The organism is Nostoc sp. (assembly GCF_036917515.1).
Taxonomy (GTDB): domain Bacteria; phylum Cyanobacteriota; class Cyanobacteriia; order Cyanobacteriales; family Nostocaceae; genus Nostoc.
This window is the reverse complement of sequence record NZ_JBALDE010000103.1, coordinates 22,461-36,432: the sequence shown is the minus strand read 5'-3', so window position 1 is coordinate 36,432 and position 13,972 is coordinate 22,461. Positions and strand designations below refer to the sequence as shown.

11 protein-coding genes and 2 pseudogenes are annotated in these 13,972 nt (G+C 42.4%); 8 read left to right on the top strand and 5 right to left on the bottom strand.

The features are described from left to right. Positions 1-505 precede the first annotated feature (505 nt). Positions 506-1,314, top strand: a protein-coding gene (locus tag V7K89_RS12690) for an IS5 family transposase (RefSeq protein ID WP_442941651.1) whose coding sequence is annotated in 2 segments (ribosomal slippage) — positions 506-641 and positions 641-1,314 — 810 coding nt in all. Because the reading frame shifts where the segments join, the coding sequence is not laid out codon by codon here. Positions 1,315-1,383: 69 nt separating this feature from the next. On the opposite strand, the gene V7K89_RS12685 is transcribed toward V7K89_RS12690, so the two are convergent. From V7K89_RS12685 to V7K89_RS12675, 3 genes are all read right to left on the bottom strand, one after another. Next, on the bottom strand, positions 1,384-2,082 hold the full coding sequence (locus V7K89_RS12685; protein WP_335187546.1) for a DevA family ABC transporter ATP-binding protein: 699 nt from the start codon (positions 2,080-2,082) through the stop codon (positions 1,384-1,386). Between the two features lie 88 nt (positions 2,083-2,170). Next, a complete protein-coding gene (gene devC, locus V7K89_RS12680) occupies positions 2,171-3,346 on the bottom strand; it encodes an ABC transporter permease DevC (protein ID WP_335187544.1) in 1,176 nt (391 codons plus the stop codon). After that, a complete protein-coding gene (locus V7K89_RS12675) occupies positions 3,343-4,653 on the bottom strand; it encodes an HlyD family efflux transporter periplasmic adaptor subunit (RefSeq protein ID WP_335187542.1) in 1,311 nt (436 codons plus the stop codon). Before V7K89_RS12675 ends, devC begins: the two co-directional genes overlap by 4 nt. 410 nt (positions 4,654-5,063) lie before the next feature. Here V7K89_RS12675 and V7K89_RS12670 point away from each other — a divergent pair, with 410 nt between their 5' ends. Beyond that, positions 5,064-5,678, top strand: a complete 615-nt coding sequence (locus tag V7K89_RS12670; protein ID WP_335187540.1) for a TetR/AcrR family transcriptional regulator — start codon at positions 5,064-5,066, stop codon at positions 5,676-5,678. A 230-nt stretch (positions 5,679-5,908) separates the two neighbouring features. Here the strand turns inward: V7K89_RS12670 and infC are convergent, their stop codons facing one another. Beyond that, on the bottom strand, positions 5,909-6,421 hold the full coding sequence (gene infC, locus V7K89_RS12665) for a translation initiation factor IF-3 (protein ID WP_335187538.1): 513 nt from the start codon (positions 6,419-6,421) through the stop codon (positions 5,909-5,911). Positions 6,422-6,637: 216 nt separating this feature from the next. On the opposite strand from infC, the pseudogene V7K89_RS12660 reads away from it, so the two are divergent. From V7K89_RS12660 to V7K89_RS12645, 4 genes and pseudogenes are all read left to right on the top strand, one after another. Next, positions 6,638-7,044 (top strand): annotated as a pseudogene (locus V7K89_RS12660) (DEAD/DEAH box helicase); the annotation flags it as partial. 300 nt (positions 7,045-7,344) lie between these two features. Beyond that, positions 7,345-8,988, top strand: coding sequence for an adenylate/guanylate cyclase domain-containing protein (locus V7K89_RS12655; protein ID WP_335187536.1), 1,644 nt, complete (start codon positions 7,345-7,347; stop codon positions 8,986-8,988). 169 nt (positions 8,989-9,157) lie between these two features. Next, positions 9,158-9,568 carry a hypothetical protein gene (locus V7K89_RS12650; RefSeq protein ID WP_335187534.1) on the top strand — a complete coding sequence of 137 codons (411 nt, stop codon included), beginning with the start codon at positions 9,158-9,160 and terminating at the stop codon, positions 9,566-9,568. A 139-nt stretch (positions 9,569-9,707) separates the two neighbouring features. Next, positions 9,708-10,004, top strand: coding sequence for an EAL domain-containing protein (locus V7K89_RS12645; RefSeq protein WP_335187532.1), 297 nt, complete (start codon positions 9,708-9,710; stop codon positions 10,002-10,004). Between the two features lie 95 nt (positions 10,005-10,099). On the opposite strand, the pseudogene V7K89_RS12640 reads toward V7K89_RS12645, so the two are convergent. Further along, a pseudogene (locus V7K89_RS12640) lies at positions 10,100-10,483 on the bottom strand (Uma2 family endonuclease); the annotation flags it as partial. 100 nt (positions 10,484-10,583) lie between these two features. On the opposite strand from V7K89_RS12640, the gene V7K89_RS12635 reads away from it, so the two are divergent. Together V7K89_RS12635 and V7K89_RS12630 are read left to right on the top strand one after the other, a co-directional pair. Continuing rightward, positions 10,584-11,951, top strand: coding sequence for an NAD-dependent succinate-semialdehyde dehydrogenase (locus V7K89_RS12635; RefSeq protein WP_335187530.1), 1,368 nt, complete (start codon positions 10,584-10,586; stop codon positions 11,949-11,951). A 166-nt stretch (positions 11,952-12,117) separates the two neighbouring features. Beyond that, on the top strand, positions 12,118-13,761 hold the full coding sequence (locus V7K89_RS12630) for an acetolactate synthase large subunit (protein WP_335187680.1): 1,644 nt from the start codon (positions 12,118-12,120) through the stop codon (positions 13,759-13,761). Positions 13,762-13,972 lie beyond the last annotated feature (211 nt).

Here is a 13,972-nt window from a genome sequence, read left to right as displayed (position 1 = left end):
CAATACTTTTAAAAGTTAAGGAATATTTAAAATTTATCGTTCGGATGCAATACGGAGTACTAAATTTCATCTAAAATGGGTAGTTATATCATGTCCGGTTAAAGACTTATTATTAAAATCGCAGTTATTAGCAGGGGGCAGAGGGAAAGAGGTTTTCCTGATTTTTGCACAAATGCACCGAATTATAACTAACTAGGCGGACATGATGTTAAAAACTTATTAGACATCTCCAAAAAATAATGTAGAGACGTGGCACTGCTACGTCTCTACAAGGCTTTGGATAACACATATTTAATTTCATTAGATATCTTTATATCATGTTCGCTTAATTAGTTATAATTCCTGTTTCTGTGCAAAAATCAGAAAATCCTCTTTCCCCCTGCTCCCTGCTCCCTGCACCCTGCGGTCTAAGAGGGTGTTTATAAATAAAAAATAAAAAGCACTGCATTCATTTCCCAAAACACGTATTTTAAAAGAGACAGTCGTCATATTTAAATCGGATGCCATGAGTCGAAAACCTTATCCCACAGACGTTTCCGATATCGAATGGGATTTAATAAAATCAATGATTCCAGCAGAACGTAAGCGAAAGCGTGGAAAAAAGCGTGAGGTAGATATACGCGAAGTAGTAAATGCGATTTTTATATATTGCGTGCAGGTTGCTCGTGGCGAATGATGCCTCACGATTTACCAGCATGGCAAACAGTATATTCATATTTTCGACGCTGGGAGCGAAAAGGGGTATGGCAAAAAATCCATACCGTATTGCGATCGCAACTGCGTAAATTTGAAGGACCAGACGTAGAACCATCTGCTGGAATTATAGACTCTCAAACGGTTAAAACAACTGAAAAAGGAGGGATTGATGGTTATGATGCTGGAAAAAAGATTAATGGTCGTAAACGCCATATTCTTGTTGATACAATGGGTTTACTTTTAATCGTTGTTGTACATACTGCCTCAATTCAAGACCGTGACGGAGCAAAGCTTGTACTAAATAAAATTCGATATTCTTTCCCCAAATTACATTTAATTTGGGCGGATGCTGGTAGGCCAGGAAAACTAGTCGATTGGGTTAGATATTTTATTGGTTGTGTAATCGAGATCGTCAAACGCTCTGATGACACTGAAGGTTTTAAAGTATTGCCTCGACGTTGGGTTGTAGAGCGTACACTTGCATGGTTTGGTCGCTATCGTCGTCTAAGCAAAGATTACGAATATCATCCTCAAACAAGTGAAACCATGATATACGCCGCTATGACGCATCTAATCTTACGTCGATTAGCCCACAATCATCGTTGCTCAACTGCTTAAGATTTATTTTATAAACACCCTCTTAATGATAAGTCTTTAACCGAACACGATATTAGAAGACCTAGCAGCCTAACTAGCTGCAACAACAGCACTATCATTTACTAACTTGCCATCTTCCATGTAGACGATGCGATCGGCAATATCTAAAATGCGGTTGTCATGAGTAACCAAGAGAATGGTACAATCCTGCTCTTTAGCTAGTGTTTGCATGAGATTGACCACATCTCGTCCTGATTTACTGTCAAGGGCGGCGGTGGGTTCATCCGCTAAGACAATTTTAGGACGACCGACCAACGCACGAGCGATCGCAACTCTTTGTTTTTGTCCTCCAGATAAATCATCAGGATAATAATTCAGGCGCTCTCCTAATCCTACCTCCTCTAACATTAGGGCTGACCAGGTTTTCATTTCTGCCGCCGAAATATTATTATGCACTTCCAAACCCATTCTGACGTTCTGGAGCGCTGTCAGGCTACCGTGCAAGTTGTGGGCTTGGAAAATATAACCGTTATTGCGTCGTACTTGGGTAAGTTGTGCTTTGCTAGCGCCACATAGTTCTTGTTCTAATATCTGCAAACTGCCAGATTGGGCAGAACGCAAGCCGCCGACTAAAGTGAGAAGTGTAGTTTTACCAGAACCAGAAGGCCCAGTCATAATAATAATTTCGCCGGCGTTAATATCCAGGTTGATATCAAAGAGAACTTGTTTGCGGAGTTGACCATGACCAAAGTAGTGGTCGAGATTTTTAACAGAGATGACAGGAGGCATACCAATTTTATATTTTAAATTTTAAATTTTATATTGGGAATTGGGTAAGTATCTTTATGTCCAATGCCCCATGCCCAATGCCCATTTTTTAAAACATATCTGCGGGATCGGCAGACTGTAATTTCCGAGTAGCGATCGCACCAGAAATTATGCACATAATCATTGTCAGTGTTAATACTGTCAAGGCCCGTGCTACGGTCATGTAAACTGGCAAATTGGTGGCATTACGAGTTAAATGATAAAGTCCTAAAGGTGCGATCGCTCCTGGGATAAAGCCCAAAATCGCCAAAATTATCGCCTCTTCAAACACCACACCTAATAAGTAGAGATTGTTATATCCCATTGCTTTAAAAGTGGCGTATTCTTTGATATGGGAATTTACGTCTGTAGAAAGAACTTGATAGACGATAATCACGCCCACCAGAAACCCCATTGCTACACCCAGGCTGAAGATAAACCCGATAGCCGTATTTGTTTTCCAGTAATTTATTTCAAATTCGAGAAATTCTGCTTTGGTTAAAACTTTAACATCATTATCTAAATGAGATTTTAAAGCTGCTTTCATCTGTTTTGGGTCATAGCCTGGTTGCAGCTGCACTAAACCTAGACTTACACTACTGGCTTCTTGTCTGGGAAATAGTCGTAGAAAGTTCTGGTCGCTAGTGATTAAAGTACCATCGGCTATGAAGGAAGCTCCGACTGAAAATAAGCCGCTAACAGTAATTGTCCGCCGTTCTATTTCGGTTGTGACAGGTTTACTTTGTTCAATTTTGGCGATCGCTTCGTTGTAATCTCCTCTAGAGGCGCGATCAAACAGAACGGTATCTGGTAGCTTAATAGCATCTATCTGGCGATTCACATCCGCTAAGTTCAACACTTGCCGATCGGGATTGAAACCCATAACTAATATTGTCGTTTTCTGATGTGTTTGGGGATTTTTCCAATCAACAATGTTGACATACATTCCTTCTGCCGACTTTACACCTGGTACATCCATTACTTGATACAACCGCCGCCGCGTAAAGCTAGACATATATGCTAAATTACGTGCTTGGGGGCTGATGACAAACATATCAGCCTGCATACTGCGATGCAGCATTGTGTTACTTTCAAACAGGGCATTCTGAAACCCTAGCTGCATGAACATTAGAACATCGGCAAAGGCAATACCTGACAATGCCACCAAAAGACGACCTTTTTCATGACTCAGTTGCAGCCATCCTAAAGGCGTTCGCCGCCGCAGTTGCTGGATAAATCCAATCACAGTTCAATCACCGCCTTGACTTGCAAATTAGTTAAGTTAGAAGCATTTTGGCTGGATAGTTTATTTAGTTGCACATGCACTTCCACTACTCTGGCATCAATATTGCTAGAGGGGTCAGCATTGATCAGATTTTGCCGCTTTACCTGCATACCAATCCAATCCACTCTTCCCCCTAATTCATGGCGGAGGGAATCACTGCTTACCAGCACAGGTTGTCCCGGACGCACTCTCTTGATATCACTTTGGTAGACTTCTACTACTGCATACATCTGGTCGGTTTGACCTAAAGCCACAATTCCTTCATTACCAACAGTTTCTCCGGCTCGTGTATTAATCTCCAAAATTCGACCAGCTTTAGGAGCCACAACGTATGCCTCTGCCAGTTCTGCTCTAATTTTCTCCACTGTGGCTTGAGCACTGTCTATCTCTGCTTGTGCATTTGCTATATCTGTGGGACGAACTTCAGTGGTTTGATTTAGGTTAGCTTTTGCTTCGTTAATCTGCTGTTGCAGGCTGGCGAGGGTTTGATTTTGGTTGGCTTTTGCTTCGTTAAGCTGCTGTTGTAGGGTCGCTACAGTTCTTGTCTGGGTGGCTTGGCTTTCAATTAAGGCTTGAGTAGAAGTTTCGGCGCTTAGGCGTCTTTTATCGACTTCTTGGCTAGAAATTGCTCCTGCTTTATATAAAGTCTCGTAGCGCTGTACGTCAGCTTGGGCATTACCTTTCTCGGCTGCTACGCGAGCTACTGTTGCTTGCAAGCTGCGTTGTTGCCCTTGTAGTTCTGCTTCTAAACGATTAATTGTAGCTTGCTGAGTTTTAATGTTTCCTTGTAATTCTACTTGTACACGATTCACCGTAGCTTGACGCGCTCCAATTTCTCCCTGTTTGGCTCCAGCTTTTACCTGGTTAAGGCGGGATTTGGCAACTTGAACTTGTTTTTGTGCTTCAGCCAAAGTAGCTTGTAGGCGAGCGCGGTTATCCATAATCGCAACTACCTGCCCAGCTTTGACGCGATCGCCTTCTTTCACCAATAGTTGCTCCACCCGATTTCCTTCACCCATTGAAGAAGGTGCTGACAGTTTTATTACCTCTCCCTTTGGTTCTAACCGCCCTAATGCTGTTACTGTTTTTACCACAGGCTGAACTGCTACTGGTGCTTTTTGCTTTTCATTACCTGTAGCCTGATGCCTCATTATTGTATAAACACTGAATCCACCTATGGCAAAAGATGCAATTATTGCAAGTAGAAGAGGCGATCGCAAAAGATTCTGAGAAGACCTCAAACCCTCTGAATTCCTGTATTGCTCCATACTATTTTCCCCTGACCACCAGTAGCAACTTGTACTAAACTGTACAGTTCAATTTATGCTAAACTAAACGGACTAGTTTAGTCAATATGATATAACTAAACTTGTCAATCAATTTGCTCGGCATTATGTAGCGGAATATTATTCCTTATTGGGATTATTTATCTATTACAAGAAGGTAGAAGCTTTTGGGCTTTATCGAAGGGTATATTTATTTTTGCCATATTGTAGCGGGCATTTTGCAGCATCTATTAATATTGTTTAAGTAAGTTGGCACAATAAAACCAAACTATGTAAAGAAATATAAAGTAGACTAAAACCCCTTTCCCTCCAACCTTTTGCCTTCTGTCTCCTACCTTATTTCAACAACAAATTTTTAGGCCGACCTACTTACAAGAAAGGATGATTAATAAATGATACGCATCAAAGCTGACGAAGTTGATCGAGAGAATTCCGTTGATAAAGTGGAGCAAATTCTGCAAGGGGCAATGCAAGAATTCCTTCAACATGGTTATGCTGGTACAAGCATGGATCGGGTAGCGGTAGCAGCAGGTGTTTCTAAAGCGACAGTCTACAGCCACTTTCAAGATAAAGAAGGACTTTTTAAAGTACTGTTAGAGCAACTGACAAGCAAAAAGAACAGCTCCATTTTTGGCACAGAACCGATTGAGGGAGAACCAGGCGTCATACTGCACCAGGTAGCAACCAAAGCATTAGATCAGATGCTTAACGACAAAGAACATAGTGCATTTATGCGAGTACTAATCGGGGAATCTGGTCGTTTTCCTGAGTTAGCTCAAATTTGTGTTCGGGCGATGATTAAGCCAGTAGCCCAAACTCTCACTCAATACTTGGCTGCTCCGGAATTAAACATACCTGACCCAGAGGCAACGGCAAGAATTCTCTTAGGAGCATTGGTGCATTTTCATATTACTCAAAATGTGATGCATGGACAGGACATTGTACCAATGGAAAGCGATCGCCTGATTGATGCCTTTACACACCTAATCACTAAATGCGCCGATTGATTGCTAAAAGCCTTGATTTCACGTTTGTTTATTCTTAGCATGGGCTAAACGCCCCGCTACCGCTAACAGCACTTTGCTATATATCCTAGCGCGTGGCGCTTGTTTGGTCGGAAAGTCAAATTCACCTTGAGTAATTGACTGTTTTTTCCATAGAAGCTACAGTACTATCTCCGGTTTGTTTCGTTCCTTACAAGCTGCCACCAATACATCCTCTAGCGATCGCCAGATAACTAGGCAGGAATAACTTGAATAACTAGGGCACGTTTATCCAGCGACTGGATTTTACCTACTTGACTGAGATCGTTTGCAATTCGGTCTAGCAGTTCTCCCGCTTTGTCACGATATTGATGTTCTCGGCCTCGTAAACGAATGGCAAACTTGACAGAATCGCCTTTACGCAACCACTGACCTGCTTGTTCGATGCGTAAATTGTAATCAGCCACACCCACGTTTAGACCGAATCGAACTTCCTTTACTGTGGGTCTAGCACTTTGGCTCTGACGTTTTTTCTTTTGATACTGAAGCTTGCCATAGTTGAGAATCTTCGCGATTGGAGCGTCTTTACCTTGAGAGACTACAACTAAGTCAAGCTCTAAGCTTTCGGCTAGCTGTAACGCCTCATTCGTGTCGATCAGACCACGATTGTTATTCTCATGGTCAATTAAGAAGACGCTAGGTGATTTTATTTGTGAATTAATCAGTTGCTTTTGGATTGCGATAATGAATTTCTCCCATTTGTTCAATACTTTGCTTTACAAGCAGGTAATGCCAATTTAACACAACACTGAATCAGAGCAACTTTAACAACGCAATATACGGCAATCTGTTAGAATGAGGGACTGCGGTACTCGCTCTTCAATCTTTGCGCCACTGCCCATCCAGCTTTTCAATAATTTTTATCCGTTCGCCTAAGACTGACGCCATCATTGGCAACAGGCCAATGTTATTTATGGAGTCTTATGTCTTTTTCCGATCTCGGCTTGTCCAATGAAATTATTCGTGCTGTTACCGAACGAGGCTACACCGAACCCACGCCAATTCAGATGCAGGCGATTCCTGCTGTCTTGTCGGGTAGCGATTTGTTAGCTGGGGCACAAATCGGCACTGGAAAGACCGCTAGTTTTACCTTGCCGCTCTTGCATCGGTTGTCATCTAACAAAAGCAAAGGTACGCCTAATGGATACCCACCAATCCGGGCGTTGATTCTCACTCCGACTCGCGAACTTGCTGCACAAGTGGAAGAAAGCGTGCGTGAGTACGGCAAGTACTTAAATCTCAACTCGATGGTGATGTTTGGCGAGTCGGTATTAGTCTGCAAAAACAGCGTTTGAGGGGTCGAGTGGATATTTTGGTCGCTACTCCAGGGTGACTGCTAGACCACGTACAGCAGGGTACGCTGATATTCGTTAGCTGTTCAATAGATTGATTTTTCACGGGTTCTGGAAAACCTCACTTTCATTCCTCTGGCTTACAAATTTTTGGTGTATACACAAGTCTTTATAGAGTTGTGCCAGAAACTTTTAATTTAATACGCTGTAATATTTGTCACATACAGTTGTCGGAATGCAGTTAGCAGTGTCATAAAGAAAAGATGAAGGTTAACCTGTAGGGTATAACTTACCTTAAAATTGCTTGACCTCTAGCTTCGATGGATCGGATCGCACTCATGACTGAACTCACGCTACGCCTACAAGAAGGAGATACCGAGACAACGATCGCAGTTGACCAAGATGTATTTACGATTGGTCGTTTGCCGGAATGTAACTTGTACTTACCTTTTGGTGGAGTATCCCGCAACCATGCTCGCCTGGTAAAAACGGCTGATGGTGTGTGGACTATTGAGGATCTGGGCAGCAAAAACGGGACGCAAGTCAATAAATATCTGGTTAATTATCCCCAAGAGTTACATCACGGCGATATCGTTTGGCTGGGCAATGTCAGCCTGGTAGTGCTGCTCACAACCCCTGTTTCTCAACTGACACCTGAGTATACCGGAATTTCGGACATCAATGAGCAAAGAACAATCCTTCACAATGTCGAACAATTACAACAGCAATGGATTACAGCTGATAGTAATGATGGCGATATCATCAATAATAAGGACAAAACTATTGCCCGTCTCAAAGACTTAGTGGACATAGCAAAAAATCTTTGTGCAGCCGCGTCGATAGAAGAGATTTTTTCTCAGGTGCAGCAAGTAGTTTTTCGTTACCTTGATAGTATTGATCGCTTGGCATTGTTAATTGATGTCAATGGTCGCGGCCAGTTGGAATTAATGAATGCGGCCACTAGAAATATTTCTCAACAGAAACATCTCCCTTCTGATGGTAGTTGGATTAGTCGTAGTATCTGTCAAAAGGTATTTGAGGAAAAAGTAGTCATTCAAACTGCTGATACTCATCAGGATGAACGGTTTGCTAGCGAACAGAGTATTTTAGTCAAAGGCATTCGTAGCGCGATGGCAGTGCCTTTATGGGATGAAAATAAAGTTGTGGGCGTACTGTATGCCGATGCCAATTTTTCTTCTTACCATTGGGCAAATGAAGGTGAAGAAGAATTGAGCTTTTTTTCAGCTTTAGCAAACCTTGTAGCTTCTAGCGTGCAACGTTGGCTATTAGTAGAAAAACTCAAAACTGAAGAGATGATTCGTCACCGACTAGAACGTTATCATTCTCCAGCTGTTGTACAGCAATTGATTTCTGTAGGTGGATTACCGGGTGGTCGTTTAGCGCCAGCAGAGAGCGAAATCAGTATTTTGTTTGCTGATTTAGTGGGCTTTACAGCAATTTCTGAACAATTAACACCAACTGCGATCGCCCAATTATTGAATAATTTATTTGAAGAGATGTTGCAAGAAGTGTTTGCCTGTGGTGGCACTTTAGATAAGTATATCGGCGATTGTATTATGGCATTTTTTGGTGCTCCGGAACTGCAACCAGATCATGCCGATCGCGCCACTACTGCTGCTAAAGGAATGCTCACTCGTCTCGAACATCTTAATGCCAATGGTTTTTGGCTAGAACCCCTACAATTACGCATTGCTATTAATAGCGGTAAAGCTGTGGTGGGAGATGTCGGTAGCTCACAAAGGGTAGACTATACTGCATTAGGCGCTACGATTAATCTTGCTGCTCGCATGGAAGCAGTTTGTCCTCCCGGTGAATGCGTGATTAGTGAAGCCACCCATACAATGCTTTCAATACCCTCTGATTTCCAAGAAATGGGGGATTATCGTTTCAAAGGTATTGATCGATTAGTTAAGGTTTATCAAACAAAATTGCATCAAGTATCAACGCTCATTATGCATTAGTGAGTCGCTTCGCTCAGAATTAAAAATTAAACCGCATCTGAATGGGAACCGCTATAAGTATAAACAACTAAATCCGTCATCAAATTGACTAATCTTTTTGGTGAAGATATTGTTATTAAAAATCAGTTTTAATAACTGTTGAATCAAATCTTACTATCTACCAAAGATCATGCCTACAAGACTTTCATTGCAGGAATACTACGAGTTATACCAAATTGTTGACCATCGCACAATGATTGATACTGAAAGTGGTTACTCGGAAGTGTTTTATGAGTTGCAACATCCAATGTGTGAGGGATACGTAATTTGTTATGAACTACAGGATGGGTTTGATCTCAAGATTGGTAATTATCAATTGCATGAGGCGATCGCTGTTGAGATTCCTGCTCATAACCATCCTCTAGAAGTCCATTTTCAAATTTCGAGTAACTGGCAGAATCAGCACCAAGGCAGCACCAAAGCAGGTAGAAACAACTTATGTGGATGTGGAACTTACCCTCAGCAGAGGGCGCGTTTTCTATGGCAATCCGTTCACAGTGCAAGGAACGATTTCATGGGAGTTTTGAGCTTTTATGCTTAATCTATTCGTGATTCTATCTACATTGATTAAGCTATTTGGACATTGAGATTTTGTTCTTTAATCAAAATTTTCAGCCAACCTTTCGGGTACTAGTATCAACGACGATCAGTTTATTAGCTTTTTGCATGAGCAATTTGCATTGTATCAAGTTCCACCACAGTCTATCTGCTTTGATGGTATATTTTCTTTTGCCCATCTCAAAACCCTGCCAGTAGACTACTTGAAGATTGACGGCAGATTTATTAAGAACATTGTTGAGAATTCTGTAGATGATGCAATAATGGAAGCCATTACCCGCATCGGGCATGTCATGGGGGTAAAAACGATCGCTGAGTTTGTCGAAAATAACGCTATTCTACAACGAATCAAAGCTTTGGGAGTCGATTACGCTCAAGGCTTTGAGGTGGCTAAACCACGTCCCTTGGTATCTACATAAACTTGGTATTTACATAAAAGGGAACAAAAAACGGGCAACAGGCAACAGAGACAGCGTATGATGGCATATCTGTGAAATCAATCCAAAATCTAAAATTAGCTGACCGTGCCAGCGCAAAAAATTTCCTCTGCGGTCAAATTCAACTCTGGAAAAGTTGCTGATTGGATACGGTCATCTCCTCGAAATTTACTAATGCGATACTCACCTTCTTCTAAAGAGTAAATCGAAATAGTAGGTTGTTTAGGCTTGCCAATAAATTCCCTACCACCCAATCCTACATAATCTACAATCCAGTATTCAGGAATTCCTATTTCTTCTCTTCGAGACGCTACGCGAACATAATCAATGTATTTTTTCAGATAATCATCACGTCAGTTTATATTCACTACTTCAACTATCAAAGGGATTGATGTTGCTTGAGTAATAGTGGATTCTTTTTTCTACAGAGGTTCGTTAACTAAATTAGGAAGATTAGCTAATTTTTAGCTGGAAGACTAAAATTTGGGTGGTGGCTTCTCTAATTTATATGTGTAACACTAGGAAGCCTACCGAAGCTATTTTTTAACGGGAGGTCAGGTAATGGCGATCGCCACCATTAATCCCGCCACTGGGGAGACGCTCAAAACCTTTGAGGCGCTCAATGATGCAGAAATCAACGCTAAACTCGATTTGGCTAATCAGGCTTTTGAACACTATCGCCAGACTAGTTTCTCTGAACGATCGCAGTGGCTAGAAAAAGCAGCTGATATTTTAGAGCAAGATAAAGCAGAATTGGCTAAGTTAATGACTCTGGAAATGGGTAAACCATTTAAAGCTGCGATCGCAGAAGTCGAAAAATGCGCCGTCGTCTGTCGCTACTATGCCGAACACGCCCCTGATTTTCTCGCTGATGTCAGTATAAAAACTGATGCCAGCCAGAGTTTTGTACGTTATCAACCAATGGGTGTGATTCTCGCGGTGATGCCGTGGAATTTTCCCTTTTGGCAAGTTTTTCGCTTTGCCGCACCAGCCCTGATGGCGGGGAATGTCGGCTTACTCAAACACGCTTCCAACGTGCCGCAGTGCGCCTTGGCAATTGAAGATATTATCCGACGGGCAGGTTTTCCTGAAGGTGCGTTTCAAACTCTATTAATAGGTGCTGCCAAAGTTGCCGATTTAATGGCTGATGACCGCGTAAAAGCTGCGACCTTGACAGGAAGCGAACCAGCCGGCGCATCCCTCGCCGTTGCTGCCGGCAAACAAATTAAAAAAACAGTTTTGGAATTAGGAGGAAGTGACCCGTTTATTGTGTTAGAAAGTGCTGACTTAGAGACAGCAGTTGTCACAGCTACTACAGCGCGGATGTTAAATAACGGGCAATCATGTATTGCAGCGAAACGTTTTATTCTCGCAGAAGCGATCGCAGATAAATTTGAAAAATTGCTTTTAGAAAAATTTGAGGCGCTGAAAGTAGGCGATCCTATGCAACCAGATACCGATTTAGGCCCACTGGCAACACCTGGGATTCTCCAGGATTTAGACCAACAAGTGCAAGGTGCTATTAGCAGCGGTGGTAAAGTCATCACCGGTGGACATCCTTTATCAGATCGTCCAGGAAACTTTTATCCACCAACGATTATCATAGATATCCCACCTAACACACCAATTGCCAAAGAAGAATTCTTTGGCCCGGTAGCCTTGTTATTCCGGGTTGCAGATATCGATGCTGCCATTAAACTCGCCAATGACTCACCCTTTGGTTTAGGTGCAAGTGCTTGGACAACCAACGACCAAGAAAGCGATCGCTTGGTTGAAGAAATCGAAGCAGGTGCCGTGTTTATCAACGGTATGGTCAAATCCGATCCTCGGTTGCCCTTTGGTGGCATCAAGCGTTCTGGATATGGCAGAGAATTGAGTATCCAAGGTATACATGAGTTTGTCAATGTGAAAACTGTTTGGGTTAAATGATTAGTCATTAGTCATTGGTCATTGGTCATTGGTCATTAGCCAAAAAAATGACAAATGACTAATGACAAAGGACAAAGCGCAAAGTCTGAGCCAAGGCTTCCTCGGATCAGAACTTTGTAAGAGAGAACAAAAGTCTTATTCGTTAATAAAGTTGTCGGAAAATAAAATGAATACAGCAGAGTTATTGGTGCAGTGCCTAGAAAATGAAGGAGTGCAATATATTTTTGGACTTCCTGGTGAAGAAAACCTTCACGTTTTGGAAGCGTTAAAAAATTCTTCGATTAAATTTATTACGACTCGTCATGAACAGGGTGCAGCATTCATGGCCGATGTCTATGGACGCTTAACAGGAAAAGCCGGAGTGTGTCTTTCTACTCTTGGGCCTGGGGCAACCAACTTGATGACTGGGGTAGCAGATGCTAACCTCGATGGTGCGCCTTTAGTAGCGATTACCGGTCAAGTGGGAACAGATAGAATGCATATTGAATCCCATCAATATTTAGATTTGGTGGCAATGTTTGCACCTGTTACCAAGTGGAATAAGCAGATTGTCCGACCGAGTATTACACCTGAAGTAGTACGGAAAGCATTCAAGCGATCACAATCTGAAAAACCCGGTGCAGTTCACATTGATTTACCAGAAAATATTGCTGCCATGCCCGTCGAAGGCAACCCTTTGCGTAAGGATAATAGCGAAAAAACTTATGCATCTTTTGCTAGCATTCGGGCAGCCGCCGCCGCGATTTGCCAAGCAGTTAACCCATTAATCTTAGTCGGAAATGGAGCAATTCGCGCTCATGCTAGTGATGCAGTCACGCAATTTGCTACCTTACTGAATATACCTGTTGCTAATACCTTCATGGGTAAAGGGGTGATTCCCTATACACATCAACTAGCTTTGTGGTCAGTGGGATTACAGCAAAGAGACTTTATTACCTGTGCTTTTGATAATACAGATTTAGTAATTGCGATCGGCTATGATTTGATTGAATTTTCCCCGAAGAAATGGAATCGCAATGGCGAAATTCCGATTGTGCATATTGGGGTAAATCCGGCGGAGATTGATAGTAGTTATATTCCCAACGCTGAAGTTGTGGGAGATATTTCCGATTCCCTCTATGAAATTTTAAAATTAGCAGATAGACAAGGTAAACCCGATCCCTTGGCTATTAGCTTAAGGTCAGAGATTCGCGCTGATTACGAACAGTATGCCCATGATGACGAATTTCCGATTAAGCCGCAAAAGTTAATTTATGACTTACGGCAAGTGATGGGCCCAGATGATATCGTCATTTCTGATGTTGGCGCACATAAAATGTGGATGGCTCGTCATTATCATTGCCATAGTCCCAATACTTGCATAATTTCCAACGGTTTCGCGGCTATGGGTATTGCCATTCCAGGCGCTTTAGCTGCAAAACTCGTTCATCCCAAGCGCAAAGTCGTTGCTGTCACAGGTGATGGCGGCTTTATGATGAATTCTCAAGAATTAGAAACAGCCTTGCGTGTCGGTACGCCCTTTGTCACCATAATTTTCAATGATGGTGGCTATGGGTTAATTGAGTGGAAGCAAGAAAATCAATTTGGCAAAGGAAACTCATCCTTTGTGCATTTTAGCAATCCTGATTTTGTCAAATTAGCCGAAAGTATGGGTTTAAAAGGCTACCGAGTTGAATCGGCTTTAGATTTGATTCCCACCCTGAAAGAAGCCCTCGCTCAAGATGTACCTGCCGTGATAGATTGTCCCGTAGATTATCGGGAAAACTGGCGCTTCAGTCAAAAAGCCGGCGAGTTGAGTTGTGCGCTGTAAAAATTAGAGGCGCGACGCCAGTCGCTACAACGGGGAGCCACTGCGTTGGACGGCTTTGCCGGCTTGAAGCAAGTGGCATGGGAACCCCCGCAACGCGCTGGCTCATTAATCGCGTCTGTACAAGAGTTAGGAGTTATTTATTCCTAACTCCTTATTAATTTCTACTCCTTTATTATTTTGGTAGGGTACGTTACGCCAAAGGCTAATGCAC